20 protein-coding genes are annotated in these 18,188 nt (G+C 50.2%); 14 read left to right on the plus strand and 6 right to left on the minus strand.

Translation table 11 applies throughout. From position 1 onward, the window contains the following. Window positions 1-77: 77 nt before the first annotated feature. The 5 genes from greB to INP78_RS12695 are packed head-to-tail and all read left to right on the plus strand — an operon-like array spanning window position 78 to window position 2,462. Window positions 78-560: a transcription elongation factor GreB gene (gene greB, locus INP78_RS12675; protein ID WP_194742564.1), complete on the plus strand. Its 483-nt coding sequence runs from the start codon at window positions 78-80 to the stop codon at window positions 558-560. A 58-nt stretch (window positions 561-618) separates the two neighbouring features. Further along, entirely contained in the window at window positions 619-996 is a 378-nt protein-coding gene (locus tag INP78_RS12680; RefSeq protein ID WP_194742565.1) for a DUF2946 family protein, read from the plus strand. 52 nt (window positions 997-1,048) lie between these two features. Then, a complete protein-coding gene (locus INP78_RS12685) occupies window positions 1,049-1,705 on the plus strand; it encodes a hypothetical protein (RefSeq protein ID WP_194742566.1) in 657 nt (218 codons plus the stop codon). Window positions 1,706-1,731: 26 nt separating this feature from the next. Next, a complete protein-coding gene (locus INP78_RS12690; RefSeq protein ID WP_194742567.1) occupies window positions 1,732-2,073 on the plus strand; it encodes a heavy-metal-associated domain-containing protein in 342 nt (113 codons plus the stop codon). Beyond that, on the plus strand, window positions 2,073-2,462 hold the full coding sequence (locus tag INP78_RS12695) for a hypothetical protein (RefSeq protein WP_194742568.1): 390 nt from the start codon (window positions 2,073-2,075) through the stop codon (window positions 2,460-2,462). Before INP78_RS12690 ends, INP78_RS12695 begins: the two co-directional genes overlap by 1 nt. 58 nt (window positions 2,463-2,520) lie before the next feature. On the opposite strand, the gene INP78_RS12700 is transcribed toward INP78_RS12695, so the two are convergent. Next, window positions 2,521-3,186 carry an OmpA family protein gene (locus INP78_RS12700; RefSeq protein WP_194742569.1) on the minus strand — a complete coding sequence of 222 codons (666 nt, stop codon included), beginning with the start codon at window positions 3,184-3,186 and terminating at the stop codon, window positions 2,521-2,523. A 207-nt stretch (window positions 3,187-3,393) separates the two neighbouring features. Here INP78_RS12700 and INP78_RS12705 point away from each other — a divergent pair, with 207 nt between their 5' ends. Then, a complete protein-coding gene (locus INP78_RS12705; RefSeq protein ID WP_194742570.1) occupies window positions 3,394-3,897 on the plus strand; it encodes a 3'-5' exoribonuclease in 504 nt (167 codons plus the stop codon). A gap of 54 nt (window positions 3,898-3,951) precedes the next feature. Here INP78_RS12705 and INP78_RS12710 read toward each other — a convergent pair whose 3' ends face one another. Further along, window positions 3,952-4,575 carry a YceI family protein gene (locus INP78_RS12710; RefSeq protein ID WP_194742571.1) on the minus strand — a complete coding sequence of 208 codons (624 nt, stop codon included), beginning with the start codon at window positions 4,573-4,575 and terminating at the stop codon, window positions 3,952-3,954. 250 nt (window positions 4,576-4,825) lie between these two features. Between INP78_RS12710 and earP the strand changes: the two genes are divergently transcribed. From earP to INP78_RS12730, 4 genes are all read left to right on the plus strand, one after another. Beyond that, complete coding sequence (gene earP / locus INP78_RS12715; protein WP_194742572.1) at window positions 4,826-5,929, plus strand: elongation factor P maturation arginine rhamnosyltransferase EarP; 1,104 nt, start codon at window positions 4,826-4,828, stop codon at window positions 5,927-5,929. Window positions 5,930-5,971: 42 nt separating this feature from the next. After that, window positions 5,972-6,532 carry an elongation factor P gene (gene efp / locus INP78_RS12720; protein WP_194742573.1) on the plus strand — a complete coding sequence of 187 codons (561 nt, stop codon included), beginning with the start codon at window positions 5,972-5,974 and terminating at the stop codon, window positions 6,530-6,532. Between the two features lie 196 nt (window positions 6,533-6,728). Continuing rightward, entirely contained in the window at window positions 6,729-7,205 is a 477-nt protein-coding gene (locus INP78_RS12725; protein WP_194742574.1) for a hypothetical protein, read from the plus strand. An 18-nt stretch (window positions 7,206-7,223) separates the two neighbouring features. Then, window positions 7,224-8,249 (plus strand): serine protease, encoded by a 1,026-nt coding sequence (locus INP78_RS12730; RefSeq protein WP_228522881.1) that lies wholly within the window; start codon window positions 7,224-7,226, stop codon window positions 8,247-8,249. Window positions 8,250-8,252: 3 nt separating this feature from the next. Here the strand turns inward: INP78_RS12730 and INP78_RS12735 are convergent, their stop codons facing one another. Continuing rightward, complete coding sequence (locus INP78_RS12735; protein ID WP_194742575.1) at window positions 8,253-8,537, minus strand: DUF2934 domain-containing protein; 285 nt, start codon at window positions 8,535-8,537, stop codon at window positions 8,253-8,255. Window positions 8,538-8,798: 261 nt separating this feature from the next. Between INP78_RS12735 and INP78_RS12740 the strand changes: the two genes are divergently transcribed. From INP78_RS12740 to INP78_RS12755, 4 genes are all read left to right on the plus strand, one after another. Then, window positions 8,799-9,962: a sugar MFS transporter gene (locus INP78_RS12740; RefSeq protein WP_194742576.1), complete on the plus strand. Its 1,164-nt coding sequence runs from the start codon at window positions 8,799-8,801 to the stop codon at window positions 9,960-9,962. Window positions 9,963-10,029: 67 nt separating this feature from the next. Beyond that, window positions 10,030-10,236 carry a hypothetical protein gene (locus INP78_RS12745; RefSeq protein ID WP_194742577.1) on the plus strand — a complete coding sequence of 69 codons (207 nt, stop codon included), beginning with the start codon at window positions 10,030-10,032 and terminating at the stop codon, window positions 10,234-10,236. A gap of 272 nt (window positions 10,237-10,508) precedes the next feature. Further along, complete coding sequence (locus INP78_RS12750) at window positions 10,509-10,805, plus strand: addiction module antidote protein (protein ID WP_194742578.1); 297 nt, start codon at window positions 10,509-10,511, stop codon at window positions 10,803-10,805. Between the two features lie 396 nt (window positions 10,806-11,201). After that, the gene (locus tag INP78_RS12755; RefSeq protein ID WP_194742629.1) at window positions 11,202-11,795 is read left to right on the plus strand and encodes a C-type lectin domain-containing protein; all 594 of its coding nucleotides are present in this window, start codon (window positions 11,202-11,204) and stop codon (window positions 11,793-11,795) included. 65 nt (window positions 11,796-11,860) lie between these two features. On the opposite strand, the gene tldD is transcribed toward INP78_RS12755, so the two are convergent. From tldD to INP78_RS12770, 3 genes are all read right to left on the minus strand, one after another. Next, window positions 11,861-13,300: a metalloprotease TldD gene (gene tldD / locus INP78_RS12760; protein ID WP_194742579.1), complete on the minus strand. Its 1,440-nt coding sequence runs from the start codon at window positions 13,298-13,300 to the stop codon at window positions 11,861-11,863. A 91-nt stretch (window positions 13,301-13,391) separates the two neighbouring features. Then, the gene (locus tag INP78_RS12765) at window positions 13,392-14,246 is read right to left on the minus strand and encodes a carbon-nitrogen hydrolase family protein (protein ID WP_194742580.1); all 855 of its coding nucleotides are present in this window, start codon (window positions 14,244-14,246) and stop codon (window positions 13,392-13,394) included. A 36-nt stretch (window positions 14,247-14,282) separates the two neighbouring features. Next, a complete protein-coding gene (locus INP78_RS12770; protein ID WP_194742581.1) occupies window positions 14,283-18,131 on the minus strand; it encodes a YhdP family protein in 3,849 nt (1,282 codons plus the stop codon). Window positions 18,132-18,188 lie beyond the last annotated feature (57 nt).

Consider the following 18,188-nt stretch of genomic DNA (forward strand, 5'->3'; position numbering starts at 1 on the left):
AACTTGGATGGCTGTGGCGGCAATCCGTTGTATGATGATGTGATTGATGACCGCCTACACAAAAGAGTTGGGTTTAGATGGCTGAACAGAAAAATTACATTACGCCGGAAGGCTATGCCGCGCTGGAAAAAGAGTTTCAATACCTGATTAAGGTTGACCGGCCCGAAGTGGTGCGTGTGGTGAGCTGGGCCGCAGGTAATGGTGACCGCAGCGAAAACGGCGATTATATTTATGGTAAAAAGCGCTTGCGCCAGATTGATGGGCGTATTCGCTTTTTGACCAAGCGCATGGATGCCGCAGAAATCGTCTACAGCAATACGCAGACTAATACGGAAAAAGTGTATTTTGGCGCCTGGGTGACGCTGTTTAACCTGGGGGATGATAGCGAAATCACTGTCCGTATTGTTGGTCAGGACGAGCTGGATCCGGCGCAGGGCTATATTTCATGGGTGTCGCCCATGGCCAAGGCGCTATTGGCAAAAAACTTGGGCGATACCGTGCGCGTGGTCACGCCTGGGGCAGATATTGAATATGAAATTATCGATATCCGTTATGCATAAAAACCAAAAATAAGCGGCGACTTGAACTAATCACCATTTGGCCTTATCTTAGCCGTATATGCGAAAACGCCTTTGCCTGTTCCTGATTTGCTGGTTGCCATGCTTTGTTATGGCCGCCAACGTCATGTCCTTGCAAATGGCCCTGGCAGAGCAGGCATTCAACAGCACTGCCAGGGCGCAGCATGATGAGATGCCGTGCCATCATATGGCAGATGAGCATCAAGACATGCATCATTCAGCTGATCATCAAGCAGCGACCTCCAAGCATCACTGCACAGTGTGTGGCTTTTGCATGGTCACCACTGGCGTCGCCCATTTAGACGCGTTTCCAACCGCTTTCCTCATTGCACAGTCTAGCGCTGCGCCGTTATTTGCGGCTGACCCTGTGCACTCTCAAACTTATCCCCCAGCGATCAAACCACCCATATTCAGCTAACACTCAGGACAAGTCCGTCCACCCGTTTTGTTAGATTGAATATGGAGGCTATATGTTTAAGCAACAGTATGTTGCGCTTGGTGCCTTACTTCTCTCCCAGTTAATGATGCCTGCCCACGCGGCGGCACTCATGGGCTTTGAAGATAGCGCCATGCTCATGACCGAAATCGGTCGCTACAACCAGGAATGGATGTTGAACTACTCGCCCGCGCTTGGGCATGCCATTGGCGTTGAGCAGATGCGCATGTCGGGCAAAGGCGAGCAGGCAACCACCATTTCCGGCATCAATTACACTGGCCTAATCAAGCGCTGGAACCTGCCATTGGCGCAAGCCAATGTCTGGTTTAACGGCAGCGTGGGCGAAGCCCGAGGTCAATACGACGGCTTTGCCTACACGCCCAGCTTGCAGTTCGATATGGAATCCACGCGGCTATATTTTCTGGCCAAAGCCCGCATGATCCGTGCGCCCAATATGAACTACGACACTGCCGCAGTGCAGGCCGGATTTTCGTTTTATGAAACCGGCTTTAACCAGACGCAGCCGTGGTTTGTGATTGAGGCCAAAACCATGCGTCACAACGACCCCGGCCTGCAAATCACGCCAGCGTTGCGCTTGATCAACAAACATTACTTTCTTGAATTTGGTGTCACCAACCCGTGGCAGGGCGAGGGCTTTGCGCCGCGCCTGAATGCCATGTTTGTGTTTTAACCAATGAACTTTTAAAGGATATTGAAATGAAAAAATTATTAGTGACTTTGATGTTGTCTGCCATGACTCCTGCGGCCTTTGCTGTGACCACGATTAAGGCCGAAGTGAACGGTATGGTGTGTGCATTTTGTGCTAAAGGTATAGAGAAAAAACTCAATGCCTTGCCACAAAAACAGACGGTCTTTGTTGACCTCAAGAGCCGCGTAGTGGCCTTGCAGTTGAAAGACGGTCAGGAGGTGTCGAATGAGGCATTTAGCAAAGTGATTCAGGATGCCGGTTACTCGGTGGGCAAGCTGGAGCGTGTGAACCAGACCGTAGAGGCGATCCAGGCAGAGGTGGCCAAGGCCGAGAAGGCAGGCAGCAAGTGATGGCGGCGGAAATCAACCATCTGCAAGCCAACCGAAGGCTTAACTTGCTATCGCTATTCACCAGTGGTTCGACACTGATTTGTTGTGCGCTACCAGCGACGCTGGTGGCCATCGGTTCAGTGGCGACCTTGACCAGCCTGATCAGTCATTTTCCGCAATTGATCTGGATCAGCGAGCATAAGCCACTGGTATTTGGCGTAGCCGGGCTTATGCTGTTGCTGGCAGGCATCATGCAATGGCGGGCAAGGTTGCTGCCATGCCCAACCGACCCGCAGTTAGCGGCGTTATGCACTAAAACGCGCCGCCAAAGTGTGTGGATTTACTGGTTTTCGGTGCTTATTTTTCTGGTAGGTGCTTTTTTTGCCTTTGTGGCACCGTTGTTTATTTAGCATTGCGTTATGAAAAAAGCCGACTGATTAGTCGGCTTTTTCTATGATTGCTTAACGCTTATTTAGGTGCTGCCTGCGGTTCAGGCTCAGCAACAAAAATCTCCACGCGGCGGTTTTTGGCACGGTTAGCCTCAGTGTCATTGGCTGCTAACGGTTCATGTGAGCCGCGGCCATCAATGGTGATACGGTTAAATGCAATGCCGCGCTCGGTCAGGTAATTACGCGCGCTGGCAGCACGATTCACTGACAATGGGTCATTGACGGCGTCCGAGCCGCTACTGTCCGTGTGGCCGACGATATTAACGCGTGCCGCTGGGTTGTTTTGTAAGCCAGTGGCAAATTTATCCAGGATAGGGCGCAGGTTAGGTTTGATATTGGCTTTGCCTTTATCAAACGAAATATCACTCGGGATTTCTAGCTTGAGCTGGTTGTTTTCTGTTTTGGTCACCGCCACGCCCGTGCCTGCTGTTGCCTGCTCCATTTCCTGTTTTTGGGCTTCCATCTTTTTGGACCAGATATTGCCCGCAATTGCACCGGCACCAGCACCCACGGCCGCACCAATCACTGCACCTTTACCGCCACCAGCCACTGCGCCAATGACGCCGCCCGCCGCTGCACCAATGCCTGCGCCTTTCGCGGTGCCTTTTTGGGTTTCGCTCATATTTGCGCAGCCGGACAAGCCAATCGCTGCCGTTAACACTGAGACTGTGATGATTTTATGCATTTCTTCTCCCTAATTTAAGTAAATATGTGTTGTTTTTGTTTGTCCACCAGCGGCGAGGGAAGTTCAGTCCTCAACATGCTCTAATTGCGTATAATCTCGAAAGTTAATTAAAGCAAATTGTATTGATGCCGTTAAATAGACAAGTAGGCATTCGTCAGATTTAGCCACACATCAAGTAAATGATAGAGAGTCCGCAGGTCAGTGTTCATGGTGCCGCCAGTCATAGTAGATATTGAAGCATCCGGTTTCGGCGCAGGCAGTTACCCGGTCGAGATTGGTTACGTCGATAGCAAGGGGGAAGTGTGGAGTGCGCAGGTGCAGCCGCATAGTGACTGGCTGCATTGGGATAACGAAGCCGAAAAGCTGCATCAGCAGTCGCGACAGTCGCTTGAGGCGCATGGGCAAACGGCGCAAGAAATTGCCGCGCATCTTAATCGTGTGTTTGCTGGCCAGACGGTCTATACCGATGGCTGGTACCAGGACTTTGTCTGGTTGCATAGTTTGTATGAAGCGGCTAGTTTGACTCCACGTTTCAAGCTGGAAGATTTAAGTGTGACGTTAACGCCTGAGCAGCAGGCGCTTTGGCACGAGACCAAGCAAGCAGTACGAGATCGTTTTGCCTTGCAGCAGCATAGAGCCTCTACCGATGCAAAAGTATTGCAGCTCACCTGGTTAACAACTGCTGAAATGGCAGCTGCGTTGACTGAGTAATGCTGGCTGTTGGCATAAAAAAGCCCCACTAAGGGGCTTTGTTGTTTTCAGCGCTTATTTACAGCTCTTTTTGGCATCGACTTCAAACTCAATATCCACATCGGTCCATGTTTTGCCCTGATGGAATGCCTGGGTACAAATGCGGCCGAACTTCTCAAACGCGCTGCCGCCATTAAAGTCTTTGATAATGTCCAGCGTGCCTTTGGCTTGTAAGTGACCATTCTTCTCAGTGACTTTCATCGGGATGACTTTGGTCACGTCGTTCATGGTCACGGCCAACTGTAAGTCATTGCCCTGAATTTTTTCAATTTTGGCGGTGATCTTGCCTGGATTGGCAAAGTTTTTAAACAGGCCAGTCACGACATTCATATTACGGATATTGGCCAGGGCAGGGTCCCAGGTGCCGCCTTTACCATTGTTCAAGTCATTTGAGGTGTCCAGCGAGGTGCTGTCAATATGAATGGTTGCGCCTTCGAGCTTGCCGGTAGCAGAGGCCAGTTGATATTTTTTAAAGGTATTCTTTGTGACGATATAAGATTTGTCTGGCGCACCAAACGCGGTGAATGAGAACTTAAAGGATTTTTCATCTGGAGTATATGTGCAGCTGCTTGCCCATACTGCGGTACTTAACAAACTACCAATGATGGCGACCAATGATCGCGCGTGCCACTTATTCATATCAATTTCCTGTCTTGTTTTTAGTTTGGTTGAAAGAATCATTTAATCATTGCGATAATTCGCCATTTAATAGTAATGAGAAGTATTATCAATTGCAACAGGCGTATGACAATTAACGAAGGTATTTGTTTGAGAGCGCTTGTCATCATTGATGATGCTTCGGCAATTGTCACCCGTGCTACATGGTTATCCACGGCATGAATTAAGATACAATCAATGACTTTTTATCCCGTATCCATGCTTTTGCCAGATGACTGATCCAGCACCTCATAAACCTACCTGGGATATTTTCTGCAAGGTCGTTGATAACTTTGGCGATATAGGCGTGTGCTGGCGGCTGGCGCGGCAACTGGCTGATGAATACGAGCTCAGTATTCGATTGTGGGTCGACGATATCGCTCTGGCGCAGCAGTTTGCCAGGGAAAGGCATGCGCGTATCGGTTTGCAGCATTGGATTGAGACGGCTGATTTTTCGCAAGCCGCCGATGTGGTGATAGAAACCTTTGGTTGCGGCTTGCCAGAGGTTTACCAGCAACACATGATCAGCCAGCGTTCCATGTGGGTCAACGTTGATTATTTATCCGCAGAAAGCTGGGTAGACAGTTTTCACGCGCAACCTTCGCCGCAGACGAATGGACTGGTACGCCATTTCTTTTATCCCGGCTTTACAGCCGCAACAGGCGGGCTTTTACGCGAAGCCAGTTTGCCTGCTTGGCAAGCCAGTGCGTCTTGGCATGCATTAGGCATTGCACCCGCGCCCAATCAACTGACATTATCGTTGTTTTGTTATGCGCATGCGCCGTTGGCTGCACTGGTAGAGAGCCTGCAGGCTTCCACTATGCCTGTACGTGTCTTGGTGCCGCAGACGGTGGCGCCCATGCTGGCCGCGGTGCTTGGCCTAGGCCATTTGCAGGTGGGCGAGTGTATTCAAAGCCAGCAAAGTGAGTTTTTGGTCATTCCGTTTTTATCGCAAGCCGATTACGACCGTTTGCTGTATTTGTGTGACTTTAATTTTGTGCGCGGTGAAGATAGCTGGATTCGCGCCTTGTGGGCAGGCAAGCCCATGATCTGGCAACCTTACCAGCAAAGCGAAGACACGCACCTGTTAAAGCTCAATGCATTTATGGCACACTATCTGGCGCAGGCCGATGCATCGCTGGCGAGTGTCATTCGGAATGCCATGCTGGCGTGGGCACAAGACGATTGGCAGCCTGCCCATTGGCAGTCTTTGCTAACCGTGTTGCCGCAGTTTGCACAGCACGCCAGTGCCTTTAAAGTCGCCCAATCTCAAGCAGTTGACCTGGCGACTAACTTGGTGATTTTTATTGAGAAATGTCGTACACATCGGGTATAATTCCGCGCTTTCAAATCCCGCATACAAATTAAGGCTTAATTTATGAAAATCGCTCAAGACCTCCGCGTTGGCAACGTAGTGATGATTGGCAACGACCCGATGGTAGTTGTAAAAACCGAATACAACAAATCCGGCCGTAATGCGGCTGTGGTGAAAATGAAAATGAAAAACTTGTTGACTGAAGCGCCAAGCGAAAACGTTTACAGCGCACAAGACAAGTTTGATGTGATCGTATTGGAAAAGAAAGAAGTGACTTACTCCTACTTTGCTGATCCTACCTACGTATTTATGGACGCTGAGTACAACCAGTACGACGTAGATGCCGAGTTTATGGAAGATGCGCTGCCATACCTGGAAGATGGTATGCCATGTGAAGTGCGTTTCTACGACGGCAAAGCCATTTCTATCGAATTGCCAACCACTGTTGTACGTGAAATCACTTACACTGAGCCAGCCGTGAAAGGTGATACTTCCGGTAAAGTGATGAAGCCAGCCAAGATTGCCACCGGTTTTGAGATTCCAGTGCCACTGTTTGTGAGCCAGGGCGACAAGATCGAGATCGATACACGTACTGGTGAATACCGTAACCGTGTGATGAAATAATTCATCTTATCCGTTTGTGAAAAACCCCGGACAAGTCCGGGGTTTTTTTATTGCCTGTTGATTGCATCCAAGCGGTTGGCGTTTGGAATATCTGGGAAATAATGATCGCATTGTCAGGAATTATTCACTATTTGCCGTGAATTTTTTTCCATGACAATCGTTGCAGCTTTACATCATTTCAATATTGGGGGATGCAATGCGTTGCCTGCAAGTGAATACCAAACATGTCTTATCGTCATTATTGTTGGCTGGAGGAGTACTTTTCACCAGTCTGCCAGCCAGTACCGCGGAAGATCCAAGATCACTCAAGCATCCGCTGATAGGCTACTGGGAGTCGCGTGTGCCTGAGAATGGCTGCCTGGAAAGCTATTGGTTCAAAGAGGACGGGAGCGCTGTATTTACCAGTGGCGATGAGCAGTTGGAAGCGCGCTATGAGGTGTCGCCGCAGCCTGATGCGCATGGTTTTTTTAAATTGAATCACCGTGTGACGCTCAGCAACAAGGCGCTGGACTGTACTAAACAAAGTTCTGAAATCAATAGTGAGCAAACCAGCTTTCTGTTGTTTAAGCCTGACGGCAGCAGCTTTATCTCCTGTGACAACGATGATCCTTCTCTTGAAAACTGCTTTGGCCCCATCGAGTTAAAAAATAACGCGAGCAGAAGTTTGCGCTAAGCCTGATAGGCAAGGTCTATGTGGCTGGAAAAGATGCGCTTATTCAGGCGGCTTGCCCCTGCGCTGGTGGTTTGCCTGGGATTAACGGTCGGGCATTCTACCCAGGCGATTATTCATGGCCTGACATTCCCAGGGATGGCCATTTCCACCGTCAAACTAAGCATTCAGCATGCACACTTCTTGCAATCAGTCGAAAAGTGGGAGTATTACGATTCGATTTGCAGCGCTGCAATTGTGGGCCTTAAGCCGCTGACACTGATCACTGCCGCGCATTGCCTGAAGGAGGTACGTGTCAGTGGTCCACAATCATTACCGGTGTTGTCCATTGCGCAGCCTGAGTTGTTAGGGATAGAGCAAATTACTCTCAAACAGGCTTTTTACCGGCCTTTCGAAGCGGTGTCCGAGGATTTGACGCAAGACATTGCCGTGCTGGTGTTCGACGCAAAAGTGACCAGCCTGATACAACCTTTGCGCATCCGGCTAGGCGATGACCTGCCTGAGTCCATCATGATTTGCGGCTATGGCAGAGGCTATGGCGAGGCTGACACCCGGCATCCTCGTTGCGGCGAACGCAAGCCTTTGCGAGATTTATCGGACTTTTATCAGGTATTGCCCAAGATCTACCGTGAGATGGATGAAATGCTGCATTTGCAGGCACAAACCCAGTTTGCTTATACGCAAGAGCTGGTGCATGCCGAAAAGGCACTGCTGGCAGTCAACCGGCTGAACGAGTTGGATCAATATGACCACACCATGCCGATGCCAACCGTCGGGGATTCAGGCGGCCCCTGGCTGGTGCTTAATAGCACAGGTCAATATGAGTTACTGGCGATCACCAGCCTGGTCGAGCGTTTTTATAACCCAAGCGCCAATTGGCCGTTTTTTCAGAAACAGGTGCCGCTGTCGGAGTACCCCTATGTTGCTTATGGTTTACGTTTAAGCCACGCTGAGGTGCTGGGATTTTTACAATACGCGCAACATAGCGGTGCCGATATTCATTTCACGTCGGCACCGCGCATTCCACGACTGAGTCAGCCGAAATAGTCTTCAGGCATTCAATTTGGCATTAATCTCTTGTTCAGCCTCTAGCCAGTAGTCTAAATGGTTGTGACCAAAGCCTTTTTTCTCCGCAATGTAATAGGCTGCAACTTCAATCATTTTGTAACGCTCTTCGCTGGTCACAATGGCCGGTTTGGCTGTTTTTTTACGCGAAGTAGCTGGCTTGGCAGCTTTTTCTGACGCAGTTTTTTTAGGGGCTGTTTTGGGTGCGGCGGCTTTCTTTGCCGTAGTCACTTTTTTAGTGGATGCGTCGGTGGTTTTACTAGATGCCATACTATGTCTCCTTGGTGTAGAGGTGAGTGAAAGCGTCGACTTGTGGTCGCTGTAAAGCTATATTAAGAGTGCGCCGGGCTCAGCGTCAAGCCTCAACCGGCAATTCATTTGATCTGCGTTAAATCTTAAGCCGCCATTTTTGTGTTTGGGATTGAATTACAGCTTGTATTCATCGCCAAACCGCCTGCTTGCGATAAAAGCAGCTTCCAAAGCCTGCCTATTTATGGTGTAGTTACTCGCTCATTGAATTGGAACAACCGTATGTATAAAAAAGCGCTTACCTCACTGACCGTATTGTTTTTTATGATGGGGTTTATCACCTGCTTGAATGACATTCTGGTGCCTTATTTAAAAGCCATTTTTGCCCTGAGTTATAGCCAGGCAGCGTTAATCCAGTTCTGTTTTTTTGCGGCCTACGGCCTGACTTCCATTCCATTCAGCAAGCTGATTGAAAACATCGGTTATCAAAAAGGCATGGTGGTTGGGTTTGCGCTGGCGGCACTGGGTTGCCTGTTGTTTTATCCGGCGGTGCTGTTGCATACCTATGCACTCTTTTTAGGCGCATTGTTCGTGCTCGCTGCAGGCATTGTGTTGCTGCAAGTGGCGGCTAACCCTTGTGTTTCCATCATTGGCCCTCAGGAAACAGCCTCTTCCCGTCTCACCATGGCGCAGGCCTTTAATTCATTAGGGACTTTTATTGCGCCTTTTTTTGGCGCTTACTTCATTCTTTCCGGATTAACCAACTCTGTCTACGCCGAGGGCGTGGTGTATCCGTATTTCCTGATCGCTGGCGTGTTAATCGTTATTGCGCTGGTGCTCTCCAGGATTAATTTGTCTGGCATGGAAACGGCAGAAGCAGATCAAAGTAGCTGGCTGGAAGTATTAAAGGAAAAAGGCCTGCTGCTCGGTGTGATTGGCATCTTTGCCTATGTCGGTGCAGAAGTGTCTATCGGCAGTTTTCTGGTGAATTATGTGATGGAAATCAGCCATGTGCCAGAAACACAAGCCGCGCCGCTGGTAGCGCTGTATTGGGGTGGCGCCATGATAGGCCGCTTTATCGGTATTTTTACCCTGAAGATGTTTGCGCCTGCCAAAGTGCTCATGACACATGCCGTGCTCGCCGTGGTGCTCATCCTGGTTTCCATGCAAACCACAGGCAATCTGGCGATTGCGAGCATGGCCTTGGTCGGCCTGTGTAACTCCATCATGTTCCCCACCATTTTCACGCTAGGCATTAAAGGCCTTAAAGCAGGGCAAGAGAAAAGAGGGTCAGGCTTGTTGGCCACGGCGATTCTGGGTGGAGCGATTGTGCCTTTGTTAACCGGCTTGCTGGCAGATCGCTTGGGATTGCACCACGCGTTTATATTGCCAGTGATTTGTTATGCGTATATTACGTGGCTGGGCTGGCGGAATTGCAGGTCTTAGCCTTCAAATGATTCAGGGCTAAGCCTTAATTCTCAATGGATCAATGTGGTTAAACTAGGGAGGCGATATGGCTGAATTGTCTTTTTATGTTTCTGATGAAGTTGAAGCTGTGATCAGGCGAAAGGCCGAACTAGCGAATATGTCACTTCCGGAATATCTGGCCGAGCTGCTAAAAAGAACATCTGAAGTGCAGGCAGAATGGCCTGAAGGCTATATTCAGCTATTTGATGACTGGCAAGGAGAGCCGTTGGAACGGCCATCACCCTTGCGATAATGTATGCGTCACTCTCTCGAGGTGTTTCGTCAGCTAAACCATCATCGACTGTTTTTTTAATCAAACATTAAATAATTTCTCATACGAAATGCTTACCTACGGTGTGAGGATTATTTAGCTTGCCATCATGTAATCGTTCGATTACATATTCTGCTATGTATATAGTCAAACGCACTGCAGAATTTGATGCATGGCTACATGGCATCAAATCTAGTCAATCTTCCGATATCACCAAAGCAATCCAGTTAATGCACCAGTTAGAGGATTAAGCTATGAGCGAAAAAATCAAAGTTTCAGAACTCCCAGAGTTTGATATGGCGGAGCATATTAAAACAGAGGAAGACATCGCAGCCTATTTGAATATCGTACTCGAAGAGGGCGATGGTGCCGAGTTGGCGCATGCCTTGGGTGTGATTGCCCGCGCCAAAGGCATGGCAGACATTGCTGAAAAAAGTGGCATCACTCGTGAAGCTCTTTACAAAGCCTTAAGGCCCAATGCGCAGCCGCGGTTTGATACTGTGCATAAGGTGATGCAGGCGATGGGGGTTAAATTGCAGGCGCGTGTTTGATTGTGGAGATTAATACGGCGGACTGAGCGAGTCCGCCCTACGGGCTGTAGCGAGATAAAGCCAAAACTGATTGAGTACCGACTGTATTCGGTATCATTGCTGCTAGGCAACACATTACTTCACCTGCATTGTTTGCATACACAAAGTTGAGTCATTCATTTAAAAAACCAGCACGCTGTGCAGTTGGTCTCTTGTTAAATAGATTTAATAATTAACGCGGAAATGATTAGTCTTATTGGGCTATTGTTGCTTGCGATTGTCGTGCAGTAATCTGTCACTCATGTTGCAAAGTTTGCAATATGGTTCAAAAATGAGAACACATGCGATGCCTTACGGGGATTGCATTCTTCATGCATAAACAATAAACAATAAACAATAAACAAGAGGGGGAACCACATGCGTTATGGTTTAAATTTATTGGGCATATCCATGCTGGCCGCAGTTTCTGCCAATGCTCAGGCTGCAATGACTGTGCTGGCAACAGATACTTATAACGGTAGCACTTATCAGTTGCTTTCTGCCGACACTTGGACAAATAGTGAGGCTTTTGCACAATCATTGGGCGGTCATTTGGTGACTATTAATGATCTGGCTGAAAATGATTGGTTGACCACAGAAGCGTTCAATGGCTGGGGTTTGAATAACGCCTACTGGATTGGATATTCACGTAACCCGAACAATCCTAGCCAGTTTTTATGGGCTGATGGATCTACCTCAACCTACACAAACTGGTCACCTGGTGAACCGAATAACTCAAACAGCTACAATGCCGATGCCGAAAACTATGTACACACCTATTTGTATTTTGGTGGTGGTGTTCGTTTCGGTAAATGGAACGATTTAGCGAATGTCGATCCCTTTGAAGGACCAAAATTCGGTGTGATGCAGTTGGTGTCAACGCCAACTACTGTACCTGAGCCATCCTCTGCTGGTTTACTTGGTCTGGGTGTTTTGTTGATGAGCCTGATTGGATTTCGTCGTCAGAAATAAAAGATAACACTAAAAAGGCTGCGATATTGCAGCCTTTTTTTTGTACCTTTAACAGGGTTCAACAGTCAGGCTGAGGTACCACCAACGGTTAACCCATCAATCTTCAACGTAGGTTGCCCAACACCAACAGGCACACTCTGACCTTCTTTACCGCAAGTGCCCACGCCGCTATCCAGCGCCATGTCATTGCCTACCATGCTGACTTTGGTTAACACGTCCGGGCCGTTGCCAATCAGGGTGGCACCTTTGACCGGGTAGGTAATTTTGCCGTCTTCAATCATATAGGCTTCAGCGGCGCTAAAGACGAATTTACCGCTGGTAATATCGACCTGGCCGCCGCCAAAGTTGGCGGCGTATAGCCCTTTTTTCACCGACTTGATAATCTCTTGCGGGTCTTTGTCGCCGTTGAGCATATAGGTGTTGGTCATGCGCGGCATCGGGATGTGCGCGTAGCTTTCGCGGCGCGCGTTGCCGGTCAGGCCCATGCCCATGAGACGTGCATTCAATGTGTCTTGTATATAGCCACGCAGGATGCCATCTTCAATGAGTACAGTGTTTTGCGGCGCGTTGCCTTCATCGTCCATGGTCAGCGAGCCACGGCGGTCCTGTATCGTGCCATCATCGACGATGGTGATGCCTTTGGCGGCAACCTGCTGGCCAATCATGTTGCTGAAGGCGCTGCTGCCTTTGCGGTTGAAGTCACCTTCGAGGCCGTGGCCGATGGCTTCGTGCAGCAAAATGCCTGGCCAGCCATTACCCAGCACAACGGTCATGCTGCCAGCCGGGGCAGGGCGCGCCTCTAGGTTAACCAGTGCCTGATGCGCGGCTTTGCGGGCGTAGTCTTGCAGGACATCATCAGTAAAGTAGCTGTAATCAAAACGGCCACCGCCGCCGCTGGAACCTTGTTCACGACGGCCATTGTGTTCGGCAATCACTTGCAGCGACAAGCGCACCAGTGGGCGTACATCGCCTGCCATGACGCCGTCACTGCGTGCCACTAAGACAACTTCATATTCTGCGGCAATCGAGGCCATGACTTGTGTGATACGCGGATCTTGCGCTTTGGCATAACGCTCGAGTTTTTCCAGCAGTTTAACCTTGGCATCTGCACTCAGGCTGGCAATCGGGTCTTGCGGTAAATACAGCGGCGTATGGCTGCGCGTAATAATACTGTGGCCGGTTTTTTCCTGGCCGAGGTTGGCAATGGCGCGGGTGGCACTTGCCGCCTGTTGCAGGGCATCAAGATGAATGTCGTCGGAATAGGCAAAGGCGGTTTTTTCGCCACTGACAGCACGCACACCTACGCCCTGGTCGATATTAAAACTGCCGGATTTGACCTGGCCTTCTTCCAGCCCCCAAGATTCGCTGCGGCTGTATTGAAAGTAGAGGTCCGCATAGTCAATGTTGTGCGTCATCATGCCGGACAATACATTGGTTAAAGCGCTTTGATCCAGTCCGGCAGGGCGGAGTAGCAAGTCGTTGGCAGTGGTGAGTAGCGTTTGCATAATGGGCTAAATAGTGGGTTAACTTGTTAAATCGTAATGGTTGGAGTCTAGGACTGGCCAAAGAGTGCCATACCGGCACTCAGCGTTTTCATTAAATTGCCTTAATGGTTTTGTGTTTAAGCGCTGGCAGGCTTTGACGCAGGTTTTTAATATAGTTGCGGTTAACGTTAGCCACCACAATGCCCGAGCCACGCGGCAGGCGATCCAGCACCACACCCCAAGGGTCCACAATCATGCTGTTACCATGTGTTTCGCGGCCAGAGAGGTGGTAGCCCCCTTGCGCTGAGGCGATCACATAACTCAGGTTTTCTACGGCACGCGCACGCACCAGGGTTTCCCAGTGGGCTTTGCCGGTGGTTTCGGTAAACGCTGAGGGCACGACGATCATGTCGACTTCACCCATGGCGCGGAACAGCTCTGGGAAGCGTAAATCGTAGCAAATCGAGAGGCCAATACGGCCAAATGGCGTATCCACGGTCACCACGGTGTCACCAGGTTCTATGGTGTTTTCTTCATGGTAATGTTCGGTGCCCATATCGAGGCCGAACAAGTGGATTTTATCGTAGCGCGCTACTTGCTCGCCTTTGTCGTTATACACCAGGCAACTATTGCGCACTTTGTTGGCATAGTGACTTTCCAGCGGCACCGTCCCGGCGACGATCCAGATTTTGTAAGCCTTGGCGGTTTTGCTTAAAAACTGTTGAATCGGGCCATCATCTGGTTTTTCGCGAATGGTCACCTTGTCGAAATCTTTCAGGCCCATGATGCAAAAGTATTCCGGCAGCACCACCAGCTTGGCCCCGGCCTTGGCCGCCGACTCGATCAGCCGTTTGGCTTCGACCAGGTTGGCTGCTACGTTAGGGCTGGACGCCATTTGGATTGCCGCAACTTTAACGATGTCATCGTTAGCGGCGGATTTGAGTTTTTTAGTTTTTTTCTCAGCCATGGCAAAGGTTCCATTGAAATAATAGTGATAGTGGCATTAATGCAGACTTTTCAAAGGTTGAGCAGAGGGCGTACTGGGTGCCTTTTTATCGACTTCTGCTTCCTGTGGATTATCCCACGTGCCTGTAATCATATACTCACTGGCGCTGATTTTGTTAAGCGGATCTTTGAGTAATTTTTGTGCCACAAACGCAGCCACGCCAACAATCGGGCCGCCTGCCAAGGCTGCCAGGGAAACGGAGTCGCTAATATGGGGCACGACTTTGACCTTTAAGCGTTGCGTTTCGGTTTTTAAATTGGTTTCACCCTTGATGCTGGCTTCGGCCGCTGGACCCGTCATAAATAGGTCGTTGCTACGCAAAATGCCATCTTTGATATTGGCGGTAGAGTTGATTTTATCGAAAGCAAAGCCTTCACTAAATAAATCACGGAAATCCAGGGTTAAGCGGCGCGGCAGGCTTTGCAAGCTCAGCAAGCCGAGCAGGCGGCCCACGCCTGGTTGCACTTTTAAAATCTGGCCTTTTTCCAGTTGCATGGTGAAGTTGCCATCCAGCCGCTCCACTGCAAACTCATGCGGGCTGCCCGGCCAGCCCAGTTGGCCATTCATGCTGCCGGTGCCGCCTTTGACCATCTCGCCGCCAGGCTGAAAACGCTGCAGGGTTTTACCCAGGTTGCTGGAACTGAGGTTGAACTTGAGCATGGTTTGCGGGCTGCGTACCGAGTTGCGCCAGGTGCCGTCGGCGGTGAGCTGGCTATCACTGTTGTTGATATTCATGCGCTGTATTACCCAGCTCTCGCCACTGTTGTAGGCTTTTAAATCCAGGCTGCCCAGTTGTTTGTCACCAAACTGGAAGTCCTGCGCTGTAATATCCAGCTCGGGGTAGGTCATATCCAGGCGGCGTACTTCGGCCGGATTGGCATTGTTATCGGTATCCATGCTGCGCGGAATGCGCAGGTAATTCAGTTTGGCTACCAGTTTGCTGGGTTTACCTGATAACCAGTCAGCGTCACCCGCCAGTTCCTGGCTTTGAATCGACAGTTTCAGGCGTTCTTTTTCCGGTGCAATATTCAGTTTGATCTGGTGCAGGTTGCGGTCAAACACATGCAGGGTGCCTGCGGTCAACTCAATCTGATTCAGGGCCAGTGATGAGGCATCGGACGCCTGGCTGCCACTTTCCTGGTTCAGGTAGGTTAACCATTCATCGACATTAAGCTTTTGAAAGTCGGCGCGTAAATTGATGCCATCGCCAGCAGGCAGGCGTGGTGGTGTGTTAATGGCAATTTCACCAGCACTGACGGTGGCCGGGTTATTCGCATTGCGCAAAAAGTTGGCATGTATCCAGTCGTTATAGTGAATGGCAATTTTGTCTGGCTGGTTGCTCTCCTGGCGGAAGCGGATGCTCAGGCTGGCGGGTGTTTCAACACTCTTTTTGGCCGGTTCTGGCAGGTCAATGGCCATGCCGATTAATTGCGAGCGGATGTCGAGCCGGATATTCGGTGCCTGGATCAGTAAATTGCTTTTCCAGTCAGTCGTGCCATGCAAGGCGCGGGTAATCGGGTTGTTATCCAGTTTTTTAAGGGCGGCATCGGTGATGCGGCCACTGCCCTGGATAATCACCGACTTGTCTGGCCTTGTGCTCAGGCTGACGCTGGCAGGATTATCAAACATCGACAACTGCATGCCTTGCGCTTGCAAGCCTTTTTCGTTGAATTTTAAATGGCCATTGATATTGCTCATTTCCGGCATGGCGATTTGCGGGTTAGCGGCAATATGGCCGTTCTTGATGTTGTAATCACCCTGAAACTGGCTGGCGTCTACATCATTGAGCGGCACTTGCAGGCCCAGTTTGAGTTCAGCATTGCCTGAGGTTTTTAAAAAATCAGTAAAGCCCATGGTGACTTGCCGCACTGGGCTGGTATTGACGAATTTCACCCCTTGTTCGACGGTGCCGGTGGCCGCTGCTTTGATATTGAGCATCGGCCAGTCGGCATCCAGTTGCGGAATTTCGACCTGTGCTTGTGTAATGTGCTGGCCAACAGTCGTGCCGTTTTTCACCGCGATATCCATGCGTTTGCCTTCAAATTTGAGGAAGGCATCGATATTTTGAATCACCGGCCAGTCAGTACCATACTCCAGGCTGGCGCGATCCACTTGTGCGGTGACGCGGAACAGCCCCAGTGATGGATCAGACTGATGCGCTGCATTCACATAGGGGAAGTCCTGCACCCGACCTTTGACAATCACTTCGCCGTGCCTGATCTGACCACTCAGGATAGAGGTGTCCAGCCAGTGCAAGGTGCTTTCACCCAGGATCAGCGGGTAATAAAAAGGGGCAAATTTGGCATCGCCGCGCTCAATCTGGCTTTGCAGTTGTATGGTGTCGCCGCCTGTGGCGCCCAGTTGATATTCCAGATTGGTGCGCAAGGCCAGGTGGGGATTGCTGAAGTGCAGGTTGCGCGTGCTGATCAAGGTTTTCTGGCCGTTATGACTCCACGCCACTTCGCCTTGCAGCTGGTCTATGGGTAATGGCCAGCGTAGCAGGCCGGCCAGTTCAATGGTCGCCTTGCTGGTATCCAGTTCCACGCTACCTGCATTCGGGCGTACTGACAATTGCCCTGACCAGTTATCCAGACCGGGAATGCTGGCGTAGGCTTGGCTATGCAGCGCATTGAAGTTGGCGTCGACTGCGTAATCACGCCATTGATCCTGCTGGTAAAGCCAGCGCGCCTTGATTTGAGAGGCATTGCCTGCGGGGGCCATGTTTTCAAGATAGGTGGCTATTTTTGAATCAGGCGGTAACCATTGTGCAAATAAATGGCCTTGGGTCAGGCCGAATTTTTTAACCGTGAGCGTGCCTTCGTGGCCTTGGCTATCCCATTGCAATTCACCATTGGTATCTTCGAGCACTAAACCTGGCTGTACGTTGGCAGAAAAGTGCTTGAGGGTGAGCATGAAACGTTGCTCAACACGCTGCCAGCGTAGTTCGCCAGTGACGGTTTTGGCGATAAATGTTTGCGTCTCGTGGGCAGGTTTGACGGCCACATCGTTCAACTGTACTTGCGCGGCCAGCCGTTGCAATTGCAAGGCATCAAATGCCAGCGTGGTGGTCAGGTTGCCTTTACCGGCATTTATTTTTAGTGGCAAGTCCAACCACGGGCTCCAGGCGGCGAGGTCGGTTTCTGGCAGGCGTAGCGAAATTTCGCCATGCCATGCTTCAGGTTTGGCCACATCATCACCAACCACGACTGACTCCAGGGTCATACGCTGCTTGGTGCCGGTGGAAACCAGACTGTCTATATGGATGCTATGGCGATGCAACAGGCGTTGCCAGACCGGGGTCAGTATTTCAATATTCAAATCTTCAAGCAGGAGTGGCGGCGCCTGGCGTTGTTCATCCAGCCAGGTGATGGTGGCGTGAGAAATCTGGATACGACGTTGCGATAGCAGCCAGTTGGCAAAAGCGGGATTGCCTTGGCCAGACATGGAAATACCCGCTAAAAACAGCTCGCCATTGGCGGTACGCCTGATCACCAAGTTGGGCGCATCTATACTGAGGCTGACCAGCGAAGGTGAGAGTAATGCCAGGCTACTCCAGGACAAGCGGGTGGTGATCTTGGGTAACTCAAGCGCCGGGCGTTGCTCGGTATCAAACACCGTGACTTTGCCCAGGGTGACTTGTGGTGCCAGGCCGCGCCAGCGAATGGCAATATGGGCAATGGTGACCTGTTGCTTGAGTGACTGGCTGAGTGCTTGTTCAATCTTGCCGCGGTAGTCGTCAATGTGGGGAAACACATAAAACTGAATAACACCAACAATGCCTGCCAGCAAGACAAACAAGACAATCAGTAATGAAGCTAGCCAGCGTTTGATTTTTTGCAGAGGCATATGGGTGTGGAACAGCAGTGGCAGAAGTAATTGTTTAACTGACCATTTTACTCGAAA

It is taken from the genome of Methylophilus sp. 14, from assembly GCF_015354345.1.
GTDB lineage: Bacteria > Pseudomonadota > Gammaproteobacteria > Burkholderiales > Methylophilaceae > Methylophilus.

Excerpts from the sequence above, each read along its gene's own strand:
- greB (WP_194742564.1), top strand. The coding sequence starts at position 78 with ATGGCTGAACAGAAAAATTACATTACGCCGGAAGGCTATGCCGCGCTG.
- INP78_RS12680 (WP_194742565.1), top strand. The coding sequence starts at position 619 with ATGCGAAAACGCCTTTGCCTGTTCCTGATTTGCTGGTTGCCATGCTTT.
- INP78_RS12685 (WP_194742566.1), top strand. The coding sequence starts at position 1,049 with ATGTTTAAGCAACAGTATGTTGCGCTTGGTGCCTTACTTCTCTCCCAG.
- INP78_RS12690 (WP_194742567.1), top strand. The coding sequence starts at position 1,732 with ATGAAAAAATTATTAGTGACTTTGATGTTGTCTGCCATGACTCCTGCG.
- INP78_RS12695 (WP_194742568.1), top strand. The coding sequence starts at position 2,073 with ATGGCGGCGGAAATCAACCATCTGCAAGCCAACCGAAGGCTTAACTTG.
- INP78_RS12700 (WP_194742569.1), bottom strand. The coding sequence starts at position 3,186 with ATGCATAAAATCATCACAGTCTCAGTGTTAACGGCAGCGATTGGCTTG.
- INP78_RS12705 (WP_194742570.1), top strand. The coding sequence starts at position 3,394 with ATGGTGCCGCCAGTCATAGTAGATATTGAAGCATCCGGTTTCGGCGCA.
- INP78_RS12710 (WP_194742571.1), bottom strand. The coding sequence starts at position 4,575 with ATGAATAAGTGGCACGCGCGATCATTGGTCGCCATCATTGGTAGTTTG.
- earP (WP_194742572.1), top strand. The coding sequence starts at position 4,826 with ATGACTGATCCAGCACCTCATAAACCTACCTGGGATATTTTCTGCAAG.
- efp (WP_194742573.1), top strand. The coding sequence starts at position 5,972 with ATGAAAATCGCTCAAGACCTCCGCGTTGGCAACGTAGTGATGATTGGC.
- INP78_RS12725 (WP_194742574.1), top strand. The coding sequence starts at position 6,729 with ATGCGTTGCCTGCAAGTGAATACCAAACATGTCTTATCGTCATTATTG.
- INP78_RS12730 (WP_228522881.1), top strand. The coding sequence starts at position 7,224 with ATGTGGCTGGAAAAGATGCGCTTATTCAGGCGGCTTGCCCCTGCGCTG.
- INP78_RS12735 (WP_194742575.1), bottom strand. The coding sequence starts at position 8,537 with ATGGCATCTAGTAAAACCACCGACGCATCCACTAAAAAAGTGACTACG.
- INP78_RS12740 (WP_194742576.1), top strand. The coding sequence starts at position 8,799 with ATGTATAAAAAAGCGCTTACCTCACTGACCGTATTGTTTTTTATGATG.
- INP78_RS12745 (WP_194742577.1), top strand. The coding sequence starts at position 10,030 with ATGGCTGAATTGTCTTTTTATGTTTCTGATGAAGTTGAAGCTGTGATC.
- INP78_RS12750 (WP_194742578.1), top strand. The coding sequence starts at position 10,509 with ATGAGCGAAAAAATCAAAGTTTCAGAACTCCCAGAGTTTGATATGGCG.
- INP78_RS12755 (WP_194742629.1), top strand. The coding sequence starts at position 11,202 with ATGCGTTATGGTTTAAATTTATTGGGCATATCCATGCTGGCCGCAGTT.
- tldD (WP_194742579.1), bottom strand. The coding sequence starts at position 13,300 with ATGCAAACGCTACTCACCACTGCCAACGACTTGCTACTCCGCCCTGCC.
- INP78_RS12765 (WP_194742580.1), bottom strand. The coding sequence starts at position 14,246 with ATGGCTGAGAAAAAAACTAAAAAACTCAAATCCGCCGCTAACGATGAC.
- INP78_RS12770 (WP_194742581.1), bottom strand. The coding sequence starts at position 18,131 with ATGCCTCTGCAAAAAATCAAACGCTGGCTAGCTTCATTACTGATTGTC.